The organism is Microbispora sitophila (assembly GCF_014892245.1).
Classification (GTDB): Bacteria; Actinomycetota; Actinomycetes; order Streptosporangiales; family Streptosporangiaceae; genus Microbispora; species Microbispora siamensis.
Genome location: NZ_JADBGC010000009.1, coordinates 78,354 through 103,149, shown reverse-complemented (window position 1 = coordinate 103,149; position 24,796 = coordinate 78,354). Strand labels below are relative to the sequence as shown.

The window sequence follows — 24,796 nt, the reverse complement described above, 5'->3', positions numbered from 1 at the left end:
TCAGCGGGACAGCAGGCGGCGCAGGCGCGACTCGGGTCGGGCCTGCGCGGGGGCCGGGCGTTCGATCAGGCCGATCGACTCCAGCCTGCGCTTCTTGAAGTAGGGCGCCGGTCCGTGGGCGCGCACGTAGGCCGCCGCGGTCTCGCGCAGCCCCGGGTGGGCCGCGCTCTGCATGCAGTAGCCCACGGCCCCCACCAGGGCGGCGAGGTCGGCGGCGGGCGGCTCCGTGACCGTGCCGTCGGCCTCGAGTCGGGGCAGCGTGGCGTCCACGATCGTCGCCGGGATCCGGTTGCTGTTCTCGTACGGCGTGAGCCGTTCGAGCACGAGATCGGTGCCGACGGCCGCGACCGGCAGGCCGAACAGCCGCCGCGCGGTCACCAGGGCGGTGGAGAAGCACCCGGCGACCAGTTCGGGGCGGTGCGCGGCGAAACACGCCTCGGCGGGCGTCGTCTCGGGGGCCACGAGGAGGTCGACGCCCAGCTCCGCGGCGACCGGCCGCAGCTCGCGGGCGTGCCGCCGCCCGGCGGCGGGGTGCGGCTTGAACAGCACGGTCCGGTGGCCGCGCGCCGCCAGGCCGCGCAGCATGCGCTCGTGCAGCGCGGCCTCCTCGGCGGCCGTGACCAGGCCGAGCGCGGACAGGTACTGGCCGAGGACGATCGCCTCGGCGCGGGGAGCCGCCTCGGCCGCCTCCGCCACCCGGCCCACCACGTCGGTGAACGACGCGTCCGCCAGGGCCTCGGCCGGCACCCCGTGCTCGGCCAGGAGCAGGGGCGCCAGGCCCGGGACGAGGTCGAGGTGGAGCAGCCGGGTGATCCGCCCGGCGATCTCCTGCGGGAGCGGGTCACGGGTCGGCCCGTAGCTCATGAGGCCGTCGGAGTAGACGGTGATCGGGCAGTCCTTGATCAGGCCCGCGAGCGTACGCGACGGCGGCACCGCGATCGACTCCAGGACCAGCTCGCCCGGCTCGCCGGCCAGGTCGCGCAGCAGGCGGCCGAGCATGGGCGTCTCGATCGAGCGGGGCTTCCAGTCCGACGGGTGCAACGGCGCGATGATCTCGTTCCAGGACAGGACGCGGTCGAATTTTTCGCGCAGCGCGGCGAACCCCGGCGCCTCGTCCAGCGCCGGGGTGACCTCCGGGATCGCGGCGTTGTTCGACACGAGGAGGACCCGGCCGCCGTCGCGGAACCGCCCCTCGTCGATCGCCGCCGCGAGCGTCATCGCGCCGAACAGCGTGGAGGCGTAGAACAGCGTGGAGTCAGGCACGCGGCCCTCCCGGTAGGTAGGGGTCGAGCAGAGCGGCCCGCTCGGGCTCCAGCCCGCCGATCGCCTCGGTCAGCGCCTCGTGGGGCAGCCGGGCGAGCGCCGCCCGCGCCCGCTCGTCGAACCGGGCGCGTACGGCCGGGGTGAACCGGCCGGCCAGCTCCACATGGTGGGCGAGCAGCGCGCACAGGTTGCGGGCCGCCTTGGGCAGGTAGCGCGGCTCGGCCTCGTCCAGCACGATGTCGTAGGCGTCGAAGAAGTGGAGTTGCCGCTCGTCGCCGATCTGGGTGAGCGAGGCCGCCAGCCCCCGCCGGTAGAACAGCCCGGCGAGGGAGACCACGGCGTACGACCGGGCCAGGCGGTGCAGCCGCCAGATCCACGGGCGGTCCTCGGCGGTGTGCAGCCCGGTGGGGAAGGTCAGCAGGTCGTCCAGCTCGCGCCGGTAGATCCCGGCCCAGGCGTAGGGGTAGTCGACCATCGTCTTGAAGTCGGCCGGCAGGATGCCGTCGCGCGGGTCCAGCACGACGCCGCGGCGCGGCTGCGGCGCCCGGTGCGTCTCCCGTCTGCGGCCCTCGACCTGGACGTGGTCCACGCGCACGAAGTCGCACCCGAGCCCGTCGATGGCGGCGACGAGGCGGGGCAGGTAGCCGGGCGCGAGCCAGTCGTCGGCGTCGAGGAAGGTGACGTAGCGGCCCGCGGCCAGCTTCAACCCGGCGTTGCGGGCGCCGGCCAGCCCCAGCGGGACCGGGTAGCGCACGACCGTGAGCCCCGGCAGGTCGCGCCGGAAGTCCTCGACGACCTCCGGCGTCGCGTCCGCCGAGCCGTCGTCCACGACGACGACCTCGGTCTCGAACTCGCGCGTCCGGTTGCGCACCAGCGACGTGAGCGCGTCCCCGAGGTACGCCTCGCCGTCCCGGACCGGCACGATCACGGAGAGAGTGATCATGCGGTGACCCGGCGCAGGCGGGCCCGGGGGGCCTCCTCGCCCGGGTAGACGCGCTTCACGCCGTCGCCGAGTGCGGTCTCGATGATGCGGATGTCGCGGACCAGGTGCTCCAGGCCGGTGGGCTCCAGCGAGGCGGCGTGGTCGGAGCCCCACATCGCGCGGTCGAGGGTGATGTGCCGCTCGACGGTCACCGCGCCCAGCGTCACGGCGGCGAGCGAGATCTGCAGCCCGCGCTCGTGCCCCGAGTAGCCGACGGGCACGCCGTACCGCTGCTGGAGCGTGGTGATCATGCGGAGGTTGGCCTCCTCCGGCGGGAGCGGGTAGGTCGAGGTGGCGTGCATCATCACCAGGCGCTCGGTGCCGAGGATCTCCACCGCCGCGTCGATCTCCTCGATCGTGGACATGCCGGTGGACAGGATGACCGGCTTGCGGGTGGCGGCCAGCGCGCGCAGCAGCTCGTGGTCGGTCACCGAGGCCGAGGCCACCTTGTGCGCGACGACGTCCATGTCCTCGAGGAACTCCACGGACGGCACGTCCCAGGGCGAGGCGAACCAGTCCACGCCGCGCTCCTCGCAGTACTTGGCGATGTGGGCGTACTCGTCCGCGCCGAACTCGGTCCGGATCTTGTACTCCATGTAGGTCATCTCGCCCCACGGCGTCTGCCGGATCTGGTCGCGCTGCTCGAGCGGCACGCAGATCTCCGGCGTACGCTTCTGGAACTTGACGGCCTGGCACCCGGCGTCGGCGGCCACGTCGATCAGCTTGCGGGCGATGTCGACGTCGCCGTTGTGGTTGATGCCGATCTCGCCGATCACGTACACGGGCCGCCCCGGGCCGACCAGCGACCTGCCGATCCGCACCGGCCGCACCTGCCCGAGGTGGCCGAGCGCGGTGACGGGCACGGTGACGGGAGCCGGAACGGTCTCCAGCGCGGTGGCCGGGCGGGCCGCGAGCACCCGGTCGGACAGCTCGCGCAGGGCTCCGGCGCCCCCGGGGGCCGACAGCACGACGCGGGCGGCGGCGCGCACCCGGGGGTGGGCGTCGGGCACCGCGACCGGCCAGCCGACGATCGCCATGCAGGACAGGTCGTTGACGTCGTTGCCCACGTACGCCACCCGCTCGGGAGCCAGGCCCTCGGCGGCCAGCCACTCGCGCAGCGCGACGTCCTTGGCGCCGAGGCCCTGCACCACCGGCACGCCGAGCTTGGCGGCGCGGGCGGCGACGACCGGGTTGCGCTCGGTGGACAGCACGAGCACCTTGACACCGGCCCGGCGCAGCAGCGCGATCCCCATCCCGTCGGAGCGGCTGACCGCGACCATCTCCCTGCCGTCGGAGTCGACGAACGCGCGGTCGTCGGTGTGCACGCCGTCGAAGTCGGTGACGACCGCGTCCACGTCGATCGGCAGCGGCTCGTCCACGAACGGCGCGAGCGCCCGGGCGATCTCCAGGTCCTCCGGGGTGTCGATCTCGACCGCGTGCCGGCCGGGCACCGGCTGGACCGCGACCCTGCCGAAGAAGCGGTGGCCGCGCTCGCGCAGGCCCTCCGTACGCATGACGTAGAACGCGCCGGTCTCGCGGAAGTGGGGCTCGCGGTCCTGGCGGCGCGGGCGCACGGCCGGGTCGTGGTTCACCCCGTGGCCGGCGCCGGTCCAGACGAACTCGTAGGTCTCGGTGCCGGAGAAGACCGAGTCGGCCTCGCCGTCCAGGACCTTCGCGACGGCGGCGTCGAGGTCGCGGGGATCGAGGAACGCGCTGGTGCACTGGACGAGCACGACGATCTCCGGCTGCTCGGCGGAGATCTCGGAGGGGATCTCGGACAGGGCGTGCAGCACGGCGGACTCGCTGGAGGCGGTCGAGCCGCTGAGCTCGGCGGGGCGGCGCACGACCCGGGCGCCCGCGCCCTCCGCCACTTCGGCGATGCGGTCGTGGTCGGTGCTGACGACCACCTCGTCCACCAGTTCGGCGCGCAGACAGGCGTCCACCGCCCGGGCGACGAGCGGGACGCCGCCCACCTTCTCGAGGTTCTTCAGCGGGACGCCCACCGACCCTCCACGGGCGGGGACGACGGCCAGCACTCGCACGAGTGACTCCTCTACCTGCGACATCGGGAACCCCAGGGGGCCGGGGTGTCCCGAAAACTAGCCAGCAGGTTCTCCAGTTGGGGGTTACTGGGCTGAACGACCAGGGGCGCGGTCCTTAACTTTGGGTGTCGCCGCACGGGTCGGCACCGTCGGCGGCGGGATCGTCCGCGGTGCTCGGGGCCAGCGGCAGTGAGATCACGAACCGCACGCCGGGTTCGCCGTCCGTGACGTCCTCGACCCGGATGGAGCCGCCGTGGGCCTCCACGACCTCACGGGCGATGGCCAGGCCGAGGCCCGTGCCGCCCCGGTCGCGGCTGCGCGCCGCGTCGGTGCGGTAGAACCGCTCGAAGATCCGCTCGCGGTCCGCCTCGGGGATCGGCCTGCCGTCGTTGCGCACGCACAGGACGGCCGCGTCCTCGGTGCGCGCGACCCGCACGCAGACCACCGTCAGCGCGTGCCGCTCGGCGTTGTCGAGCAGGTTCGCCACCACCCGGGCGAGGTGGCGCCGTAGGCCCCTGACCGTCACCCCCGGGGTGTTGTGGAGGTGGGTCGGCAGCCGTTCCGCACGCCGCTCGACCTCGGTGACGACCAGGTGGGACAGGTCCACCTCCTCACGGGCGGTCTCGGGAACCGTGGGGATCCGCGCGAGCAGGAGCAGGTCGGCGACGATCGCCTCCAGGCGCTCGGTGTCGCGCAGCGCGGCGCAGACGGCCTCGGGGGTGTCCTCGGGATGCAGCCGCGCGCTCTCCAGCTGGGCCCGGATCCCGGCGATGGGGGTGAGCAGTTCGTGCGAGGCGTCGGCGGCGAACTGCCGCTGCCGCTGGATCGACGTGTCCAGCCGGGACAGCGCGTCGTTGGCGGCCTGGGCCAGCCGGGAGAACTCGTCGTCGCCGGGCGGCTCGGGCACCCGGCCGCCGGGGTTCCTCTCGGTGATCTCGGCGAGCTCCGACCGGATCGCCTCGACCGGCCGCAGCGCGCGGCCCGTCACCTTGTACGCCGTCCAGCCCGCGAGCGCGGTGAGCAGCAGGGCCGCCAGGAGCAGCGCCGGCAGCGTGAAGGAGGTGTTGAGGATCGCCGGGGCGGCCCGGCCCGCGTAGACGAGGTCGGAGCCGGGCCCCGGGGAGACCCGCAGCACGGTCACGTAGAGGCAGTCGTGCCCGGCGGGCGAGCAGGCCGTCGTCTGGGTGACCTCGCGGTCGGGGGCCGGGCGTAACGGGCTGAGGCGCGGCAGGGTCCTGGCCGCCGCGCTCTCGGCGACGACCCGGCCGTCCGGTCCCGTCACCTCGATAAGGTCGATGCCGTTCCCGCCGGTCGGTACGGGGTTGCGCAGGCGCCCGTCGCGGATCTGCGCGGCGACGTGCGTGGCGGTGTCCAGGCTGCGGTCCCAGATGCGGTCCGCGACCAGGTCGCGGACGAGCACGTGCACCACGACCGCGAGCGGGATCAGCAGGATCGCCGCTGTCCCGGTGGCGAGGAGTGCCAGCCGGGCTCGCAGTGACGGGGAGCGCCTGGGGAGGAGCATTACCCGAGGCTACTGATGGTCATCTTTTGGGAAACTCGCGACAGCGAAAAGCTCGCCCCAAAGTTGCCCAAAGTCTCTTAATGAGTGCAACCGGGCGCGGGGGTGCCCGCGCCCGGTGCCACTCCTACGGCGTCCCTATGGTGTCTCGGTGAACACCGCGACCGTGCGGGCGGGCACGGTCAGTGTGCCGTCCGCCGGATTCGCCGACGCCTGCCGGACCACCGGGTCGTCCGACGCCGCCTGCACGGGGTGCAGCGCGACCCGGGCACCCTTCAGGGCGGGCACGGCGGGTGCGGCGGTCTTCCCGGTGGCGTTGAACACCACGTAGATCGCCTTGTTCGCGGGATCGACGCCGGTGGCGTCGACGCGCATGACGATCACGCCGGGGGTGCCGGACGGCGGGAAGGAGACCCGCCTGCCGATCTCCGCGGCGGAGCCCAGCGAGAAGGCGGGGGAGGAGCGGATCCGCAGGAACTCGCCGAACCTCGCCCGGGCCGCCCCGATCGCCGCGCAGTCGGGCCGCAGCGCGGGGTCGGCCAGCAGGGGCCGCGCGTACGGCCAGCGCGCCTCGTTGTCCTTCGCGGGCGGCAGGCCGCCGCCGAAGCCGTTGCCTTGGCGGCAGTCCCACAGCAGGCGGTTGAACCAGTCGCCCGAGTCGTAGGAGTTGCGGTCGAGCGACTTCGACCGCAGCCGCTCGCTGCCGGCGTGGACGAACGCGGTGCCCTGGCCGAGCAGCACCGTCGCCAGCGACAACGACTGCATCCTGACCCGGTCGGCCATCGGGGTGTCCCTGGGCAGCTTGTAGGCGAGCGCGTCGAACAGCGTCTCGTTGTCGTGGGCGTCCACGTAGGTCACCGTGTCGCCGGGCACGGCGGCGTACCCGGCGGGGCTGCCGTTGTAGTCCACCTCGGACCCCTTGACCGGCTCGCCGGACGATCCGGTGAACGTGAAGTCGCGCAGGTTGCCCGCGAGCCCGAGCTTGATCAGGTCCTCGTAGTGCGCGAGCCGGTCGCCGGGCTCGTCGCCCAGGCCGGAGCCGAAGCCGCGGACGCCGGGGTCCGCGTCGAACGGCGTGCCGCCGCGCACGGCGTCGCGCAGCCGGTCGCTGAAGGTGCCGATCCCGGTGCCCGCCATGTTGGCCTGGGTGGCCTGCTCGAACCGGGCGCCGTCGGCCACCTCGCCGAAGTTCCAGCCCTCGCCGTACAGGATGATCGACTTGCCGTCCACGCCGTCCTTCTCGGGCGTGAGCGCGTCGAGGGCCTTGCGCACGGCCAGGATGTTCGCCTTGGGGTGGTGGCCCATCAGGTCGAACCGGAAGCCGTCGACCTTGTACTCCTTGGCCCAGCTGACGATCGAGTCGACGACGAGCCGGCCCATCATCGCGTGCTCCGGGGCGGTGTTCGCGCAGCAGGTGGAGGTGGCCACCGTGCCGTCCTCCATGAGCCGGTGGTAGTAGCCGGGGACGACGCGGTCGAGCACGCTGGTCGGGTCCTGCCCGGCGGCGTGGGTGTGGTTGTAGACGACGTCCATGACCACCCGCAGGCCCGCGCCGTTGAGCCCCGCGACCATCTCGCGGAACTCCTTGATCCTCCGGTCCGGGTCGGTCGCGTACGACCCCTCGGGCACCGTGTAGTGCAGCGGGTCGTAGCCCCAGTTGAACGAGTCCTTCGCGGCGGTCTCCGCGACGCACGCCTGCTGCCGGTCGGAGTCGGGCGGCAGCGCGGCCAGGTCGCAGCCGGGCTCGGTGCGGTCGGCCCTCCGGTCGGGCACGGTGGCGAAGTCGAAGGCCGGCAGCAGGTGGACGTGGGTCAGTCCGTCCTTGGCCAGGCTCCGCAGCTCGGTCATCCCGGCGCTGCCGGACTCGGTGAACGCCTTGTAGGTGCCGCGCTCGGCGGCCGGCACGGTGGCGTCGGAGGCCGAGAAGTCGCGCACGTGCAGCTCGTAGATCGACGCCCGGTCCTGGCGTACCGCCGGGGGCTTCCGCAGCGCCGGCCACCCCTCGGGCCGCAGCGACCGGTCGTCCAGGTCGACGATCTGGCTGCGTCCCGAGCCCGCCGAGACCGACAGGCTGTAGGGGTCGGTCACCTCGTTGGTCACGATCTTCCCGGCGGCCGGGGCGTAGACGGTGACGAGGTAGGTGTAGTACCTGCCCCGCCACGACGCCGGGCCGTCGACCGACCACACGCCCGTCGCGTCGTCCCTGCGCATCCGGTGGACCGTCCTGCGATCGGTGGACGGGCCGTCGTACAGGGCCAGCTCGACCCTCTGGGCGGTCGGCGCCCACACCGAGAGCCCGCCGCGGCCGGTGGGGCCGAGCGGGACCTTGGCGGCCCCGGCGTACAGGTCGTCGAGGACGCCGGGGATCTGCACGCCGGTGGCGGTCAGCAGCGCGCCGGAGGGGCCGCGCTCGATCGCGACGACCTGGCCGCGCAGCGCGTCGCGCACGAGGTCGGCGTCGCGCGGGTCCACCGTCAGCGCGCCGTACGCCGCCAGATGCGGCCACGCGGCCTTCTGCGCGTCACTGAGCTGTCCGGACGTCAGCCGGATGAGATGGACGTCCCCCGTCAGGTCGCCCTTCTCGTACGCGATGTCGCCCTTGGGGGAGTAGGCCAGCGCGTAGTGGTTCGCCGAGGCGACCTTGCCCTTCCAGGCGACCGTGTCCCGGTCGATCCACTGGGCCGTGGCCTTGGACAGGTCGGCGTCCGCCCCGGTGGCCGCGGGCTGCGGCAGCAGGTATCCGTCCACACCTGACAGTTTCCACGCCTCGTGGCCGGTCACGCCGAGGTCCAGCGACTGGTCGGCCTGCTGGTCCTTCCGATCACCCTTGTGGATGATCCACCCCAGCGTCTTCGCGTCCTGTTTGAGCGGCACCTCGAAGTACACGCCGAAGGCGTCGGTCCCGGCCGGCTTCAGCGGGTCGCCCCACTCGACCGAGCCGGACGCGTCGCCCCAGAAGTGCAGGCCCCAGCCGTCGTAGTCGCCGTCCGCCCGGTGGTAGTGCAGCACCGCGACGTTCCGCGCCGCCGCCGCGCTGCCGTGGATCGCCGTCCCGCCCGAGTTCACGTACGCCTCGGGCTGCCTGGCCGGTACGAACGACTGGTCGGGCCCGGGGTCCTTGGTGTCGCCCTTGTGGATGATGTAGTTCAGCGGCGCGTCGGCGTTCTTCAGCGGCACCCGCCAGAAGGCCCCGAACGCGTCGGTCCCGTCCGGCGGACGCGGGGAGCCCCATTCGGTGCCCGCGCCGTCGGCGAGCGCGTCACCCCACAGGTGCAGGCCCCAGCCGTCGTACGCGCCGTCCGGGCGGCGGTAGTGGATCGTGGTGTACCCCTCGGCGGCGGCCCGGGAGGCGTACACGTCCGGCTTGCCCTCCACGAGCCACACCTCGCCCGTACGGATCGGGTTGACCGTCCGGTCGCCCTGGTCCTTGGTGTCGCCCTTGTGGGTGATCAGGCCGACCTCGGTGGCCCCCGGCTTCAGCTTGAGCCAGGCGAAGCGGCCGAACGCGTCCTCGCCCTCGAAGGCGACGGGTGACCCCCACTCGACCGTCTGGTCGATGTCGCCCCAGGCGTGCAGGCCCCAGCCGTCGTAGTCGCCGCCCTCGCGCTTGTAGTGGACCACCAGGTGGTCGCGCTTGACCGCGCCCGGCTCCTCTTCCGCGGGCTCCGGCCCGGCCGTCGCGGTCGCCGTGGCGCCCGCGTAGCGGCCCGCCGCGTCCTTGACGACGGCCTTGTACGTGAGCGGGGTGCCCTCGGGCACACCGGTCAGATCATGAAATATCCGGTAGGTGTGGCCGTTGGGGGCGTCGTCGGTGCCGAGCACCCGCCACGGCGCGTCCCCGGCCCTGACGGCGAACGTGACCTGCGCGAACCCGTCGCCGGGCACCTCGGCGGAGATCGCCACCCGGCCGTCGGCGGCCGTGCCGCGCAGCGTCGCGCCGGGCAGCGCGAGGGAGACCTCCGGCGCATGCGCCGGAGCGGCCAGGGCCTTGTCCGCGCGGTAGACGACGGCCGACAGCGGCGGCACGGTCACGGCCAGCTTCCCGTCGGCCGCGCCGGCCAGCAGTTGCGTCCCACCGTAGACCTGGGTGAACGAGGCGCCGGGGGAGTACGTCGGGATCTGGACGGTCTTCGCCGCCGCCCCGTTGTTGAGCGCCACGACGAACTCGACCCGTTCCTTGGCGGCGATCCGGGAGAACGCGAACACGTTCCCGCTCGCCAGCCGCATGATCTGGGCGCCGTCCGCCAGCGCCGGATAGCGGTCGCGCAGCCGGGCCAGCTCGGCGATCGAGGTGTAGAGGGGATGGGTGGTGACGAAGTTGGCGGTCGCGTGGGTGGCGGTGGTGCCGATGAGGTCGTCGTCGAGGTAGTCGGCCGTCTTCGAGGCGAACATCGGCTGCCGGGCGTCCTTGTCGCCACCGCCGCCGGTGAAGCCCTGCTCGTCGCCGTAGTACACGACCGGCTGGCCGCGGGTCAGGTACATGAGCTGGTGAGCCAGGCGGTCGCGGGCGAGCAACGTGGCGTCGTCCGCCGAGGGGTCGTCCTGCGCGAGGAAGTAGCCGATCCGGCCCATGTCGTGGTTGCCGAGGAACGTCGGCAGCGACGAGGCGTTGGAGTCGGCGTCGGTGAAGTAGTCGTCGGCGGCGTACAGCCGGCCGAGGCTCGCGGCGTCGCCGCCGCTCGCGTACGAGCGCGCCGCCTCCTGGAAGCCGAAGTCCAGCGTGGCGTCGAGCGTGCCGGTGGTGGTGTAGCGGCTCTCGAACGCGGGGTCGGAGCTGTAGACCTCGCCGAACATGAAGAACCTGTCGTTGCCGAGCTTGGCGGCGTAGCCGTGCAGGGCGGGCGCGAAGCGCCTCCAGAACTCCATGTTGACGTGCTTGGCGGTGTCGATCCGGAACCCGTCGATGCCGGTCTCCTCGACCCACGTCTTGTAGATGTCGGTCATGCCCCTGACGACCTCGGGCCGCTCGGTCCACAGGTCGTCGAGGCCGGAGAAGTCGCCGTACTCGGAGCTCTCGCCGGAGAAGGTCGAGTCGCCCCGGTTGTGGTACATCGTCGGGTCGTTCAGCCAGGACGGCACCTTCGACTTGGCCGTCACCACGGGCGTGTACGGGAACGACTCGGCGGTGACCTTCGGGAAGTCCTCGCGCAGGGCGTAGTCGTGGTCGTCGAAGGCCCGGCCGGAGGCGTCCACGTAGGGGTAGGCGGCCTTGCCGCGATAGCCGTACGTCTTCTCGGCGTAGTCGATGAGGTCGGCGGTGTGGTTGGTGATGATGTCGAAGAACACCTTCATGCCGCGCTTGTGCGCCTCCTTGACGAGGCTCTTCATCCGCGCGTTCGTACCGAGGTGCGGGTCGATCCGGGTGAAGTCGGTGATCCAGTAGCCGTGGTAGCCGGCGCTCGCGTTTGCCCCGGTGCCCTGCACGGGCCGGTTCTTGAATGACGGCGTGAGCCAGATGGCCGTGCTGCCCAGGCCCTTGATGTAGTCGAGCTTCCCGATCAGGCCCGCGAGGTCGCCGCCCTGGTAGAAGCCCTTGTCCGCGGGGTCGAAGCCGGTCGTCAGGCGGTCGCCGGACAGCCCACCCCGGTCGTTGGACGGGTCGCCGTCGGCGAACCTGTCGGTCATCGCGAAGTACAGGCGCTCGCGGGACAGGTCCGTACGGAGGGCGTCGCGGGCGAGTTCGGCGTCGGACGGCGCGCCGGCCGCGACCGTGTCCGCCACAACCGCGCCCGCCACCTCCAGGGCCGAGGCCGCCGGGGGAGGCGTCGGAGGGAAGACGATGAGCGCGGCGGCGAGTGCCGCGACGGTGGACAGCGCTATGGGCACGCGCGTGCGCCGGTGCTGGGGGGTCACCATGGCCCGGAAGCTACTGTCGGGCCCCGGCTCGTGCAAGGCTTTGCTGCAACTTCCAGAAACATTGCAGCCATTCCGTGACCCACCCCTGTAACAGCCGCGAAACGTGTGTCCGACACTGTTGGTGTCGCACGAGAAGGAGGTGGTGGGGATGCTGCTGCGGCTGCGGGTCTCGCTCCCCGACCGGCCCGGGGTGCTCGGCCAGGTGGCGCGCGCGTTCGGGGTCATGGGCGCGGACATCCTGCAGGTCACCGTGCTGGAGCGGCAGGCTGGCCGCGCGGTGGACGACTTCACCGTCTCCTGGTCGGGCGTGTTCGAGCCCGGCGAACTGCGCGAGCGGATCGGCGTGGTCCCCGGCACGCGCGTGGAGGCCGTGTGGCCGACCCGTGAGGTGCCCGGATCGACCCCCGACTACGACCTGCTCGGCCACGTCGCCGCGGACCCCGACCGGGCGTACGTCACCCTCGTCGACGCGGTGCCCGACCTGGTCAGCGCCGAGTGGGCGGTGGCGGTCGACTCGGCCGACGGCGCGATCGTCCACGGCAGCTGGCAGGCCCCCGAGAAGGTGCCCGCGGCCGACCTCACCCCGCTGCGCGCCTCGGCGTTCGAGGAGGGCGGGCTGCACCTGGCGAGCGTGCCGATGGACGGCGTCCACCTGGTGGTGGCGCGCTCGCAGGGGCCCGCGTTCCACCGGGCGGAGCTGGACAAGATCGTCCGCCTGGTCGGGATCGTTTCCGTGCTGGCCGGCGGCGTCAGCCGGCCGGTCTGAGGTGTGTCAGCGGCGCGGCGGGTCGATGCGGGCGCCGTCCATCGTGAACAGCATGAGCCGGGAGACGTCCACGGCGACCCGGCCTGCGTCGCCCGCGCGCCACACGGGCCGGTTGCCGAGCCTGACGATCAGGTCGGCGCGGCGGTGCGTGCCCGACTGCGAGAGCGGCGGCGGCTGCTCCTCCTCCACCGCGGCCGATCCGTTCAGCAGGCGGCGCATCATCGACCGCGCCTTGCCGCCGCCTCCCGCGCCGTTCAACTGGCGGCGGTCCGGCGGCTCCGGCACGTTGACGGCCGGGATCCCGGCCTCCAGGTAGGCGAGCCACTCGTGGCCGTGATACTCCAGCGTCCTGACCCGGCCGAAGAAGGTCGGGCCCTCCGTCCGCTCCGGCACCGGCACCAGCCCGTCCGGCCGGATCCCCACGATGATCTGCATGCCGGTGTGCTGCGACACCGCGTACGCCCGTGGATCGGTCCAGGGCATCGTGATCTGGTGAGGGCCGAAGTCGAGCATGATGAACTGGTTCTGCGGGGTGCGCACGGTCGCCGCGAGCAGGTTGAGCTGCTGGGAGTTGAGGAACGCGGCGGTGAACGCGGTCGCGGGGTCGTTGTAGACCTGCGCCGGGGTGCCGAGGTCCTGCAGCACGCCCCGGTTCATGATGGCGATGCGGTCGGCCAGGGTGAGGGCCTCGACCTGGTCGTGCGTCACGTAGATGGTGGTGACGCCGAGCGCGCGCACCAGCGACGAGATCTCCATGCGCAGTTCGGTGCGCATGCCGGCGTCCAGGTTGGACAGCGGCTCGTCCATCAGGAACAGCGAGGGCTGGCGCACGATCGCGCGGCCCATCGCCACGCGCTGGCGCTGACCGCCCGACAGCGTGCCCGGCCGCCGGTCGAGCGTCTCGTCGATGTGCAGCGCGCGCGACAGCTCGACGACCCGCTGCTTGACCATCGTGGGGTCGGCCTTGGCGATCTCCAGCGGGAACGACAGGTTGCCGCGTACCGTCCGGTGGGGATACAGCGCGCCGTTCTGGAAGACCATCGCGACGTCCCGGTCCCGGGGCGCGAGGTGATTGGCGAGCTGCCCGCCCAGCCACAGGTCGCCGGAGGTGATCTCCTCCAGGCCCGCGATCATGCGGAGCAGTGTGGACTTCCCGCAGCCCGACGGCCCCAGCAGGACGAGGAGCTCGCCCTCGTCCGCGCGCAGGTTCATGCGGTCGACCGCGAGGTACCCCCCCGGGTAGATCTTCGTCACGTTGTCGAGGACGACGGTGCTCATGCGCGCTCGTTCCTCCCGGGCAGGCACGCCCGGATCCCCAGCCTTCGGTGTGAATGATGAGGTAGTACATCGCGTCGCGGGCACTCGTGTCCATACGTGTCGTGAAAGATCCGGCATCTACGTGAAACTTCTCGTTACTCCTAACTTTCCCCTTGCTAAAGACGGTTGTCAGGGGCGCGCCATGACCTCCCCGCGCCCCTCTCGGGGGCGTCAAATGTAACGAAATTGCTGAAAGTTTCTGTAAGGCCTTTCATCCCGTTCGCACCCCTGTTACGTTCCGCTCAAATCCCCCTGAGCAAGGAGTGCGACGCAGATGAGGCGAGTCCTCACGTCCGCGGCGGTGGCCGCGGCGCTCGCTTTGGCGGTCACCGCCTGTGGCGACGGTTCCGGCGACGCCGGATCGTCCCCGGCCAAGAGCGCCGCCCCCGCCGAGGTGTCCGGCACGGTCACCTGGTGGGACACCTCGGACGCCACGACCGAGGGCCCGGTCTTCCAGGAGATCATCAAGGACTTCGAGGCCAAATATCCGAAGATCAAGGTCAACTACGTCAACGTGCCGTTCGCGGACGCGCGGGACAAGTTCAAGACCGCCGCGCAGTCCGGTTCCGGCGCGCCCGACGTGCTGCGCACCGACGTGGGCTGGGTCGCGGAGTTCGCCTCGCTCGGCTACCTCGCGCCGCTCGACGGAACCCCCGCGGTCGACAAGCCCGAGGAGTTCCTGCCCGTCCCGGCCGCCAGCGGCAAGTACAACGGCAAGACGTACGGCGTGCCGCAGGTGACGGACACCCTCGGCCTCCTGTACAACAAGGAACTACTGAAGAAGGCGGGCTACGACGAGCCTCCGGCGACGATGGCCGACCTCAAGAAGGTGGCGCTCGACGTCAAGTCGAAGACCGGAGCGGGCGGCCTGGCCCTGAACGTGGACGCCTACTTCCTGCTTCCGTTCATCTATGGCGAGGGCGGCGACTTCGTCGACGTCCAGAACAAGAAGATCACGATCTCGTCCCCGCAGAGCATGGCGGGGGTGAAGATCGTCGAGGACCTGATCACGTCCGGCGCCGCCGTCAAGCCCGCGCTGCAGGACAGCTACACGAACGCCGAGACCGCGTTCAAGGACGGCAAGGTCGCGATGATCTTCAACGGCCCGTGGTCCAACGCCGACAACCTCGGTGGCAAGGTGTTCAAGGACAACCCGGACAACTTTGGCGTCGCCCCGGTGCCGGCCGGCTCGGCGAAGGCGGGCTCGCCGCTGGGCGGCCACGACTACACCGTGTACGCGGGCTCGAAGAACCTCGACGCGTCCTACCTGTTCGTCCAGTTCATGGACAGCGCGGAGAGCCAGGCCAAGATCGCCGGCAAGCTCGGCCTGCTGCCGACCCGCCAGCCCGCCTACAGCGCCTCCGAGGCCACGGCCAACCCCAAGATCGCCCAGTGGCAGAAGCCGATGGAGACGGCCGTCGAGCGTCCCTGGATCCCCGAGGCCGCCTCGCTGTTCCAGCCGCTGGTCGAGGGCTACCAGAAGCTCGCCGGCGGGCAGACGACGACCGAGCCCATGCTCAAGGACGTCGCCACCGCCTACCAGGGCATCCTCAAGGGCTGGAGCCTGTAGGACATGACGGCTGACGTCGTCGCGACGAGAAGGGCCGCGCCCCGTTCCGGGGCGCGGCGCCTCCTGTCGCGTCACTGGTACGCCTGGGCGATGACCGCGCCGGTCGTCATCGTGATGCTGGTGCTGGTCGGCTACCCCCTCGTGCGAGGCGTGTACCTGTCGCTCACCGACGCGACCGAGGGCAACATGGGCCGCACGATCGGGATGAACGTCATCCCGTCCACCTACGAGTTCGTGGGCCTGAAGAACTACGCCGACATCCTCACGTCCGCGGAGTTCCTCGGCCGGCTGGCCTGGACGGTCGTGTGGACCCTGGTGTGCGTCGCCCTGCACGTGGGCATCGGTCTCGGCCTGGCGATGCTGCTGAACCGGCCCATGCGGCTGCGGTCGCTCTACCGCATCCTGCTCGTCCTGCCCTGGGCCGTGCCGGCCTTCGTGTCCGCCTTCATCTGGCGTTACCTGCTGAACGGCGAGTTCGGCGTGGTCAACGCCATGCTGCGGGCCGCCGGGTTCGCCGGGGTCAGCTGGCTGGACGACCCGTTCTGGGCCAAGGTCTCGGTGATCGCCTGCAACGTGTGGCTGGGCGTGCCGTTCATGATGCTCGCGCTGCTCGGCGGCCTGCAGGCCATCCCGCGCGAGTTGCACGAGGCCGCCGAGGTGGACGGCGCCACGCCCTGGCAGCGCTTCCGCCACATCACGCTGCCGGGCCTACGCCCGGTGTCGAGCACGGTCGTCCTGCTCGGCACGATCTGGACGTTCAACCAGTTCCCGGTCATCTTCCTGCTGACCAAGGGAGGACCGGGCGGAGCCACGGAGATCCTCGTGACGTACGCCTACCGCCAGGCGTTCGAGGGCATCAGGAACTACTCGGGCTCCGCCGCCTGGGGCATGGTGATCCTCGCGCTGCTCGTCGTCATGGCCACGGTCTACCGGCGCGCGCTCAGGCAGCAGGGGGAGGCATGGTGAGCCAGGCCGCTCCCGCCCGGGCCGGCGGGTGGAGCCGCGACAGGCGCAGCCCCGGCAAGTCGATCGCCCTGCACCTCACGCTGATCGCGGCGAGCATCGTGTCGGTGTTCCCGGTCGCGTGGCTGGTGCTGACCTCGCTCAAGCCGCGGACGGTCATCGAGACCGCCTCCGTCGCGCCGATCGACCACCCCACGCTCGCCAACTACACGCAGGTCCTGGGGGAGACCAGGTTCCTGACGTGGGCCGTCAACTCCGTCGTCGTCTCGCTCATCACGGCCGTGCTCGGCGTGCTTCTGTCGGCCACCACCGGCTACGCGGTCAGCCGCTTCCGCTTCCCCGGCTTCCGCTCGGTGATGTGGATGCTGCTGATCACGCAGATGTTCCCCGTGGCGATCCTGATCGTGCCGATCTACAACCTGATGGCCGGGCTCGGGCTGATCAACCAGTTCCCGTCCCTCGTCATCGCCTACCTCACCTCCACCGTGCCGTTCTGCGCGTGGATGATGAAGGGCTACTTCGACACCGTCCCCGTGACGATCGACGAGGCGGGCCGGGTGGACGGCCTGTCCCCCTTCGGCACGTTCTGGCGGCTCATCCTGCCGCTGGCCAAGCCCGGCCTGGCCGTGGCCGCGTTCTACTCGTTCATCACCGCCTGGGCGGAGGTCGCGTACGCGACCGCGTTCATGACGGGCGACGACAAGTACACGCTCGCGGTCGGTCTGAGCCAGTTCGTCGGCCAGCACAAGGCGGAGTGGGGCCTGCTGACGGCCTCGTCGGTGCTGATCGCCATCCCGGCGGCCGTCGTCTTCCTGCTCGTCCAGCGCCACCTCGTCACCGGCCTGACGGCCGGCGCGACGAAGGCGTGACCCTATATGAGAATCGGGGGATCCCAATGACCGAACTCGCCGTCCAGCCGTCCGCGGTCGCGACCCGGTGGTGGCGCGACGCGGTGATCTACCAGGTGTACGTCCGCAGCTTCGCGGACGGCAACGGCGACGGGATCGGCGACCTGCTCGGCGTGCGCAGCCGCCTGCGCTACCTGTCCGAGCTCGGCGTGGACGCGATCTGGCTGACGCCGTTCTACCCCTCGCCGATGGCCGACTTCGGATACGACGTGGCCGATTACCGCGACGTCGATCCGATCTTCGGCTCGCTCGCGGACGCCCAGGCGCTGATCACCGACGCCCACCGGCTTGGCCTGCGGATCATCGTGGACGTGGTGCCCAACCACACCTCCGACCGCCACCCCTGGTTCGAGGCGGCGCTGCGGGCCGGGCCGGGCAGCCCGGAGCGGGAGCGCTACATCTTCCGCGAGGGCAAGGGCGCGGCGGGCGAGTTGCCGCCCAACGACTGGGAGTCGATCTTCGGCGGGCCCGCCTGGACCCGCGTCGCGGACGGCCAGTGGTATCTGCACCTGTTCGCGCCCGAGCAGCCGGACCTCAACTGGGAGCACCCGGAGGTGCACCAGGAGTTCGCCGACGTGCTGCGCTTCTGGCTGGACCTCGGCGTGGACGGCTTCCGCGTCGACGTGGCGCACGGCATGGTCAAGGCGCCCGGCCTGCCCGACGTGGGCGCCCGGGGCCAGGCCGAGATGATCGGCGCGCAGGTCGTGCCGTTCTTCGACCAGGACGGCGTGCACGAGATCCACCGGGCCTGGCGCCGCATCCTCGACTCCTACGAGGGCGAGCGGATCGGGGTGGCCGAGGCGTGGGCGCCCTCGCCCGAGCGGCTGGCCAACTACGTCCGCCCCGACGAGCTGCACCAGGCGTTCAACTTCCACTTCCTCAAGACGCCCTGGGACGCGGCGCGCTTCCGGGAGGTCATCGACGAGTCGGTGCGGACGTCGGCGCTGGTGGGCGCGCCCCCGACCTGGGTGCTGTCCAACCACGACGTCAAGCGGCACGTCACCCGCTACGGCGGCGGCGAGCGCGGCCTGCGCAGGGCGCGGGCGGCGGCGCTGCTCATGCTGGCGCTGCCCGGCTCGGCCTACGTCTACCAGGGCGAGGAGCTGGGGCTGCCCGAGGTGCTCGACCTGCCCGAGCAGTACCTGCAGGATCCGCAGCGGCTGCGCGATCCCGACAGCGGGCGCGACGGCTGCCGGGTGCCGCTCCCGTGGACCGCCGCGGGCGAGCCGCCGTACGGCTTCACCCCGCCGGGCATCTACGAGAGCTGGCTGCCGATGCCGGCCGACTGGCGCGACCTGTCGGTGGAGGCGCAGCTGCGGGACGGCGCGTCTATGCTCAGCCTCTACCGGACCGCCCTCGCCCTCAGGCGGGAGCATCCGGAGCTGGGCGACGGCACGCTGACCTGGATCGACAGCCCGGCCGGCACGCTGGCGTTCCGGCGCGGGGACTCGTTCGTCTGCGTACTCAACATGACGCAGGAGTGGGTGGAGATCGAGCCGGGTCAGGGGTACGGCGACCTGCTGCTGGCCAGCGGAGGACCGGAGACCGCCGGCGACGTCGTCCGGCTCGCTCCCGACTCCGCCACCTGGTGGACCGCGAGAGATGTCTAAAGTAATGCTCATGAACAACACACGGCTCGCCGACATCGCCGCCCAGGCCGGAGTCAGCGAGGCGACGGTGAGCCGTGTGCTCAACGGCAAGGCGGGAGTCTCCCCGGCCACCCGCCAGGCCGTGCTCACCGCCCTCGACCTGATGGGCTACGAGCGGCCCCAGCGGCTGCGCCAGCGCAGCAACGGCCTGATCGGCCTGGTGATCCCGGAGCTCGGCAACCCGATCTTCCCGGCGTTCGCGCAGGCGATGGAGAAGTCGCTGATCCAGCACGGCTACACGCCGATCCTGTGCACGCAGGAGCCCGGCGGCGCTCCCGAGGACGAGTTCACCGAGATGCTCCTCGACCGGGGCGTGTCCGGCATCGTCTTCGTCTCCGGCCTGCACGCCGACACCACCGCGCGGATGGACCGCTACACCCGGCTCACCGACCGGGGGCTGCCGATCGTGCTCGTCGACGGCTACAACGAGGGCATCCCGGCGCCGTTCATCTCGCCCGACGACCGGCTCGCCGCGCGCCTGGCCGTACAGCACCTGGTGGACCTCGGGCACGAGCGCATCGGCCTCGCGCTGGGGCAGCGGCGCTTCGTCCCGGTCATCCGCAAGATCGAGGGCTTCCGCCAGGCGATGGCGCAGCTGCTCGGCCCGGCCGACGTCGACGACCTCATCCAGCACTCGCTGTTCTCCGTCGAGGGCGGGCAGGCAGCCGCCGCGGCGCTGCTCGACCGCGGCTGCACCGGGATCTTCTGCGCGAGCGACCTCATGGCGCTCGGCGCGATCCGCGCCGCCCGCGAGCGCGGGCTGTCGGTGCCGGGGGACGTGTCGGTCGTCGGGTTCGACGACTCGCCGCTGATGGCGTTCACCGACCCGCCGCTGACGACCGTGCGCAAGCCGATCGGCGCGATGGCGGCCGCCGCCGTCGAGACCCTGCTGGAGGAGATCGGCGGCACCCCGGCCAAGCACGTCGAGCTGGTCTACCAGCCCGAACTCGTGGTGCGCGGCTCCACCAGCTCGGGGCCGCTCGTCAACCGCTGAGCTCTGTAGCTGAACCCTGTAGCTGAGCCCTGCCGTCGCCTCCTGCCGCTGACACGGGCCCCTGACCACGGCCGCGGCCGCCGGCCTCCGCGTGAGGCGCCGGCGCGCTTGCGCGTACCCGGGGGCCGGTCCCGGCATGCCCGCGCCGGCCTGATCGCCTTACCCGCCTGTTCCGGCGAATGCGCGAGGTCACCGCGCCGGATTCCCATGACGTCCTCTGGAGCGTTGCGAATGACCGATCACACCTTCGACGTCCTGGTCGTCGGCGGCGCCGGCGTCGACACGACCGTCTACGTGCCCGAACTTCTCCTGCCGTACGCCGACACCTACGCTGTGCCGCCCGTCGTGGACCGGATCGGCAACACCGGCGCGGGGGTCGCGCTCGGCTGCCACGCCCTCGGCCTGCGCGTGAAGTTCGTCGACCTGATCGGCGACGACCCGCAGGGCGCGCTGATCCGCGACCACCTCGCCGCACGCGGCGTGAACTTCGCCCACGCCCTGTCGGAGGCGGGCACCCGCCGCAGCGTCCTGCTCGTGGACCCGGACGGCAGGCGCCTTTCGCTCTTCGACCCCAGGGCCGTCCCCGGCCAGCGGATGCCCCGCGATCTGTACCTGCCGGCCCTCCGGTCGGCCCGGCACGTCCACGTCTCGATCGTGGATTTCGCCCGGCACGTGTACGCCGACATCCCGGACGGCACGACGATCTCGACCGACCTGCACGACTGGGACGGTGAGAACCCGCACCACGAGGACTTCGCCTACTCCTCCGATGTGGTCTTCCTGTCCGCGGTCAAGCTCGGCGGGCGGCGCGAGGAGGTCATGCGGGCGATCGCGGAGCGGGGCCGCGCCGCGGTGGTCGTGTGCACGGCCGGAGCCGAGGGCTGCCACGTGCTGGCAGAAGGAAAGGTCCGCAGCTTCCCGGCCGAGCCGCTGCCGGGCCCGGTGGCCGACAGCAACGGCGCCGGCGACGCGTTCGTGTCGGGCTTCCTGTACGGCCGCCTGGCCGGCCGGCCTCTGGAGGAGTGCGTACGGCTGGGCGCCGTGGCCGGGGCGCACGCGTGCACCTCGGAGGGCACGCACGAAAACCCGATCGGCCTGGACGCCCTCCTGGGCCTGGCGTCGTGAGTTGGGTGTCGTGAGACCGGGCGCTGTGTCGTGAGACGACGCCGGGCCCGCCACCGCAGGTGAGCGGTCGCGGGCCCGGCACCCATGGACGTGCCCGGGTCGCGGACACGAGCATGGCCACCGGCTCCGCCGAGGGAGGAAGGACGGACCGGCGAGCTGGGAAACCCAGGGAGCGCTCTTGGGCACAGCGCGGGCCCGGCGCTCATGGGCGCAGCGCGGCGGCCTCGGACGCGAGCTTCTCGATCCTGGCGAAGTCGCCCGCCGCCACCAGGCTGCGCGGCGTGAGCCAGCTTCCGCCGACGCAGCCGACGTTCGGCAGGGCGAGATAGGCCGGGGCGTTCGACGGGGTGATCCCGCCCGTGGGGCAGAACCGCACGTCCGGCAGCGGGCCGTTCAGCGACTTGAGGTAGGCGACGCCGCCGGCCGGCTCGGCCGGGAAGAACTTCAGCTCGCGCACGCCGCGCTCGGCCAGCGTCATCGCCTCGGTGGCCGTGGCGACGCCCGGCAGGAACGGCACGCCCGCGGCGAGCATGGCCGCGAGCAGGCCGGGCGTGGTGCCGGGGGAGACGAGGAAGCGGGCGCCGGCCCCGGTCGCGGCCTCCACGTCCTCGGGCGAGCGCACGGTGCCCGCGCCGATCACGGCCTCCGGCACCTCGGCGGCGATCCGCCGGATCGCGTCGAGGGCGGCCGGGGTGCGCAGCGTGACCTCGATGACCGGCAGCCCGCCCGCCACCAGAGCCCGGGCGAGGGGGACGGCGCTCTCGGCGTCGTCGAGGACGACCACCGGGACGACCGGCGCGAGGTCGAGAAGGTTGCTCATACAAACTCCACATCGGGGTTTCGTTGGGCGAGCCAGGCGGCCGCACCCGTCAGCGCGGGTTGCTCGGCGATGATCAGAACGGTGGCGATCGCGGCGGCGTACTCCGTCAGCGCCGGCGCGGTCGTCTCGAACCGGGCCCGGAACGCGCTGCCGGGGATCCGCGAGACCAGGCGGGGCAGCACGCCGCCGCCCAGGTAGATCCCGCCCCGCGCGCCGAGGGTGAGCGCCACGCCGCCGGCGAAGCCGCCGAGCAGGGCGAGGAAGACCTCCACGGTCTCGGCGCACAGCGGGTCGTCCGAGGAGGTGATCTGCGCTGCCGTACGGGCCTCAGGCGCGACGCCGCGCACGAGCGCGAGCCCGCGGTGCAGGCGCGGCAGCCCGGTGCCCGACAGCAGGTGCTCGGCGTCCACGTACGGCAGGCCGTCCGCGCGCAGCGCCCGGACGATCTCCATCTCCAGGTCCGTGACGGCGGGGACCGCCACGTGCCCGCCCTCGCCGGGCACCGGCTGCCAGCCCTCCCGCACGGGGACAAGACCGGCCACGCCGAGCCCGGTGCCGGGCCCGAGCACGGCCTTCGTCAGGCCGGCGGTCGGCGGCGGGCCGCCGAGCGGCACGAGGTCGTCCCCCGCCAGATGCGGCAGCGAGATCGCCAGCGCCTCGAAGTCGTTGAGCAGCACCGTACGCGGGATGCCGAGCTCCTCCACGGACCCCGACCATCCCGCGTTCGTCAGCCGGTACCGGTCTCTGTCGACCGGACCGGCGATCGCCAGGCACGCGGCCCCCGGCCGAACTCCGCCCGCATGGTCTGCGAGATAGGCGGCTACGGCATCGGCAAGGCCGAGATGCTGGGAAACGTCGAGTACGGCTACCGCCTCCGGCTGCCCTCCGGGCCGGGTCACCAAACCGAACCTGGCGTTGGTTCCGCCGATGTCCGCGACCAGCCAGGGAAGGCTCACGCGGCACCTCCGAAGACGCTCGCCCCGCGCTCGGCCGGGCCGACCGAGCGGCGGAAGGAGGCGAACAGCTCGCGGCCGGTGCCGGCCCACTGCTCGTCGGTCAGCGGCGCGCCCTCCGGCGTACGCCCGGTGAGGTCGGCGAGCACGGTGAGGGTCCCGTCGGCCGAGTCGAGGCGGATCACGTCGCCGTCGCGCAGCAGCGCGATCGGCCCGCCGTCGGCGGCCTCGGGAGACAGGTGGATCGCCGCGGGGACCTTCCCCGAGGCGCCGGACATGCGGCCGTCGGTGACGATGGCCACCTTCTGGCCGCGGTCGAGCAGGACGGCCAGCGGCGGCGTGAGCTTGTGCAGCTCCGGCATGCCGTTGGCCCGGGGGCCCTGGTAGCGGACGACCGCGACGAAGTCCTGCCCGTCGAGCTCGCCCCGCTCGAACGCGGCGAGCAGGTCGAGCTGGTCGTCGAACACCTTGGCGGGGGCCTCGATCACCAGGTGCTCGGGCTTGACGGCGGAGACCTTGCTCACCGCCCGGCCCAGGTTGCCCGACAGCATGTGGATGCCCCCGTCGGGGGAGAACGGCTCGGCGACCGGCCGGAGGACCTCGGTGTCGGCGCTGGGCTCGGTCCGCTCCTCCCAGACCAGCGCACCCTCCTTGAGCACCCCGCCCTCCTTGAGCACCGGGACAGACCGATAGAGGCCGAGGCCGTGCCCGGCGACCGTGAGCACGTCCTCGTGGAGCAGCCCGGCGTCCAGCAGGTCGCCGATGAACACCGCCATGCCGCCCGCGGCCTGGAAGTGGTTCACGTCCGCCTGGCCGTTGGGGTACATGCGGGTGATCAGCGGCACGACCTTGGACAGGGCGGCCATGTCGTCCCAGGTCAGCTCGATGCCGGCGGCCGCCGCCATGGCGACCAGGTGCATCGTGTGGTTGGTGGAGCCGCCCGAGGCGAGCAGCGCGACGACCGCGTTGACGATCGCCTTCTCGCTCACGACCTCGGCGACGGGCGTGTACTCCTCGCCGTGCGGGGTGATCTCGACCGCCCGCCGCGCCGCCGCCGCGGTCAGCGCGTGCCGCAGCTCGGTGTGCGGGTTGACGAACGTCGCCCCCGGCAGATGGAGGCCCATGACCTCCATGAGGAGCTGGTTGGAGTTGGCGGTGCCGTAGAACGTGCAGGTGCCGGGGGAGTGGTAGGAGGCCGCCTCGGCGTCGAGCATCTCCAGGCGGCCGATCTTGCCCTCCGCGAAGGCCTGCCGCGCCCTGGCCTTGACCTTGTTCGGCAGGCCGGAGGTCATCGGCCCCGCGGGGACGAATATCGCCGGTAGGTGCCCGAAGCGTAAGGCGCCGATGAGCAGCCCCGGAACGATCTTGTCGCAGACCCCGAGCAGCAGGGCCGCGTCGAACATGTCGTGCGACAGCGCGATCGCCGTCGCCATCGCGATCACGTCGCGGCTGTAGAGCGACAGCTCCATGCCCGCCCGGCCCTGGGTGATGCCGTCGCACATCGCGGGCACGCCGCCCGCCACCTGCGCCACGCCGCCCGCCTCCCGGACCGCCCGCTTCAGCTCCGGCGGGTAGGTCTCGTACGGCTGGTGCGCCGACAGCATGTCGTTGTACGACGTCACGATGGCCACCCCGGGCTTCGCCGTACCGCGCAGGTCGAGCTTGTCCTCGGCGGGCGCGGCGGCGAAGCCGTGGGCCAGGTTGGCGCAGCCGAGCCGCCCCCGGGCCGGCCCCCGCTCACGCAGCTCGGCCCCGGCGCGGCGCACCCGCTCCAGATAGGCCCTGCGGCTTTCCCGGCTGCGCGCGACGACGCGCTCGGTGACCTCGGTGATAACGGGGTTCGTCACGGAAGGTCCTCCTCCTGCCGGGGCCGCCGCGAGGCGGGGTCCAACTCGCCCCGGGGCCTTCGTCCCGGGACGTGCGCCTGGCGGCACGTCCGGCCCCCGATCCGTTGATCGGGCACCAGGTGTCGATCAGGCACGGATGGGACAGTATCGGGAAGTTATGCGACTTTTCAAGCCCACTTTTGTAACTCGAAATGAATAAGTCGTTGAACTTCGGTGAGCTTC

Annotated in this window: 16 protein-coding genes; 7 read left to right on the top strand and 9 right to left on the bottom strand. The window is 72.1% G+C overall.

Going from position 1 to position 24,796, the window contains the following annotated elements; genetic code table 11:
• From IL992_RS18085 to pulA, 5 genes are all read right to left on the bottom strand, one after another.
• Positions 1-1,263 (bottom strand): polysialyltransferase family glycosyltransferase, encoded by a 1,263-nt coding sequence (locus tag IL992_RS18085; RefSeq protein ID WP_319018636.1) that lies wholly within the window; start codon positions 1,261-1,263, stop codon positions 1-3.
• Complete coding sequence (locus IL992_RS18080; protein WP_193204531.1) at positions 1,256-2,206, bottom strand: glycosyltransferase family 2 protein; 951 nt, start codon at positions 2,204-2,206, stop codon at positions 1,256-1,258. The genes IL992_RS18085 and IL992_RS18080 overlap by 8 nt, the downstream gene beginning before the upstream one ends.
• On the bottom strand, positions 2,203-4,287 hold the full coding sequence (locus tag IL992_RS18075; RefSeq protein ID WP_319018635.1) for an N-acetylneuraminate synthase family protein: 2,085 nt from the start codon (positions 4,285-4,287) through the stop codon (positions 2,203-2,205). The genes IL992_RS18080 and IL992_RS18075 overlap by 4 nt, the downstream gene beginning before the upstream one ends.
• Positions 4,288-4,402: 115 nt before the next feature.
• Complete coding sequence (locus IL992_RS18070) at positions 4,403-5,809, bottom strand: sensor histidine kinase (protein WP_193204529.1); 1,407 nt, start codon at positions 5,807-5,809, stop codon at positions 4,403-4,405.
• Positions 5,810-5,944: 135 nt separating this feature from the next.
• Positions 5,945-11,662 (bottom strand): pullulanase-type alpha-1,6-glucosidase, encoded by a 5,718-nt coding sequence (pulA, locus tag IL992_RS18065; protein WP_226873294.1) that lies wholly within the window; start codon positions 11,660-11,662, stop codon positions 5,945-5,947.
• Between the two features lie 121 nt (positions 11,663-11,783).
• Here pulA and IL992_RS18060 point away from each other — a divergent pair, with 121 nt between their 5' ends.
• Positions 11,784-12,428 carry an ACT domain-containing protein gene (locus IL992_RS18060; protein ID WP_319018634.1) on the top strand — a complete coding sequence of 215 codons (645 nt, stop codon included), beginning with the start codon at positions 11,784-11,786 and terminating at the stop codon, positions 12,426-12,428.
• Between the two features lie 6 nt (positions 12,429-12,434).
• On the opposite strand, the gene IL992_RS18055 is transcribed toward IL992_RS18060, so the two are convergent.
• Positions 12,435-13,706 carry an ABC transporter ATP-binding protein gene (locus IL992_RS18055; protein WP_193204528.1) on the bottom strand — a complete coding sequence of 424 codons (1,272 nt, stop codon included), beginning with the start codon at positions 13,704-13,706 and terminating at the stop codon, positions 12,435-12,437.
• Between the two features lie 313 nt (positions 13,707-14,019).
• Here IL992_RS18055 and IL992_RS18050 point away from each other — a divergent pair, with 313 nt between their 5' ends.
• The 6 genes from IL992_RS18050 (at position 14,020) to IL992_RS18025 (ending at position 20,954) form a co-directional block, all read left to right on the top strand.
• Positions 14,020-15,315, top strand: coding sequence for an extracellular solute-binding protein (locus IL992_RS18050; RefSeq protein WP_193204527.1), 1,296 nt, complete (start codon positions 14,020-14,022; stop codon positions 15,313-15,315).
• Between the two features lie 3 nt (positions 15,316-15,318).
• Complete coding sequence (locus IL992_RS18045; protein ID WP_193204526.1) at positions 15,319-16,281, top strand: carbohydrate ABC transporter permease; 963 nt, start codon at positions 15,319-15,321, stop codon at positions 16,279-16,281.
• On the top strand, positions 16,275-17,147 hold the full coding sequence (locus IL992_RS18040; RefSeq protein WP_193204525.1) for a sugar ABC transporter permease: 873 nt from the start codon (positions 16,275-16,277) through the stop codon (positions 17,145-17,147). Before IL992_RS18045 ends, IL992_RS18040 begins: the two co-directional genes overlap by 7 nt.
• A gap of 26 nt (positions 17,148-17,173) precedes the next feature.
• A complete protein-coding gene (locus IL992_RS18035; RefSeq protein WP_193204524.1) occupies positions 17,174-18,796 on the top strand; it encodes a glycoside hydrolase family 13 protein in 1,623 nt (540 codons plus the stop codon).
• A gap of 10 nt (positions 18,797-18,806) precedes the next feature.
• Entirely contained in the window at positions 18,807-19,829 is a 1,023-nt protein-coding gene (locus IL992_RS18030) for a LacI family DNA-binding transcriptional regulator (RefSeq protein WP_193204523.1), read from the top strand.
• A 231-nt stretch (positions 19,830-20,060) separates the two neighbouring features.
• Entirely contained in the window at positions 20,061-20,954 is an 894-nt protein-coding gene (locus IL992_RS18025) for a carbohydrate kinase family protein (RefSeq protein WP_226873293.1), read from the top strand.
• 202 nt (positions 20,955-21,156) lie between these two features.
• Here IL992_RS18025 and eda read toward each other — a convergent pair whose 3' ends face one another.
• Genes eda through edd form a run of 3 tightly spaced genes read right to left on the bottom strand, consistent with a single transcriptional unit; the run spans position 21,157 to position 24,574 of the window.
• Positions 21,157-21,774, bottom strand: a complete 618-nt coding sequence (gene eda / locus IL992_RS18020) for a bifunctional 4-hydroxy-2-oxoglutarate aldolase/2-dehydro-3-deoxy-phosphogluconate aldolase (protein ID WP_193204521.1) — start codon at positions 21,772-21,774, stop codon at positions 21,157-21,159.
• A complete protein-coding gene (locus IL992_RS18015; protein WP_193204520.1) occupies positions 21,771-22,730 on the bottom strand; it encodes a glucokinase in 960 nt (319 codons plus the stop codon). The genes eda and IL992_RS18015 overlap by 4 nt, the downstream gene beginning before the upstream one ends.
• Positions 22,727-24,574, bottom strand: coding sequence for a phosphogluconate dehydratase (gene edd / locus IL992_RS18010; protein ID WP_193204519.1), 1,848 nt, complete (start codon positions 24,572-24,574; stop codon positions 22,727-22,729). Before edd ends, IL992_RS18015 begins: the two co-directional genes overlap by 4 nt.
• Between the last annotated feature and the right edge of the window lie 222 nt (positions 24,575-24,796).

Coding starts and splice junctions, on each gene's coding strand:
- IL992_RS18080 (WP_193204531.1), bottom strand. CDS start 2,206: ATGATCACTCTCTCCGTGATCGTGCCGGTCCGGGACGGCGAGGCGTAC.
- IL992_RS18070 (WP_193204529.1), bottom strand. CDS start 5,809: ATGCTCCTCCCCAGGCGCTCCCCGTCACTGCGAGCCCGGCTGGCACTC.
- pulA (WP_226873294.1), bottom strand. CDS start 11,662: ATGGTGACCCCCCAGCACCGGCGCACGCGCGTGCCCATAGCGCTGTCC.
- IL992_RS18055 (WP_193204528.1), bottom strand. CDS start 13,706: ATGAGCACCGTCGTCCTCGACAACGTGACGAAGATCTACCCGGGGGGG.
- IL992_RS18050 (WP_193204527.1), top strand. CDS start 14,020: ATGAGGCGAGTCCTCACGTCCGCGGCGGTGGCCGCGGCGCTCGCTTTG.
- IL992_RS18045 (WP_193204526.1), top strand. CDS start 15,319: ATGACGGCTGACGTCGTCGCGACGAGAAGGGCCGCGCCCCGTTCCGGG.
- IL992_RS18040 (WP_193204525.1), top strand. CDS start 16,275: ATGGTGAGCCAGGCCGCTCCCGCCCGGGCCGGCGGGTGGAGCCGCGAC.
- IL992_RS18035 (WP_193204524.1), top strand. CDS start 17,174: ATGACCGAACTCGCCGTCCAGCCGTCCGCGGTCGCGACCCGGTGGTGG.
- IL992_RS18030 (WP_193204523.1), top strand. CDS start 18,807: ATGAACAACACACGGCTCGCCGACATCGCCGCCCAGGCCGGAGTCAGC.
- IL992_RS18025 (WP_226873293.1), top strand. CDS start 20,061: ATGACCGATCACACCTTCGACGTCCTGGTCGTCGGCGGCGCCGGCGTC.
- eda (WP_193204521.1), bottom strand. CDS start 21,774: ATGAGCAACCTTCTCGACCTCGCGCCGGTCGTCCCGGTGGTCGTCCTC.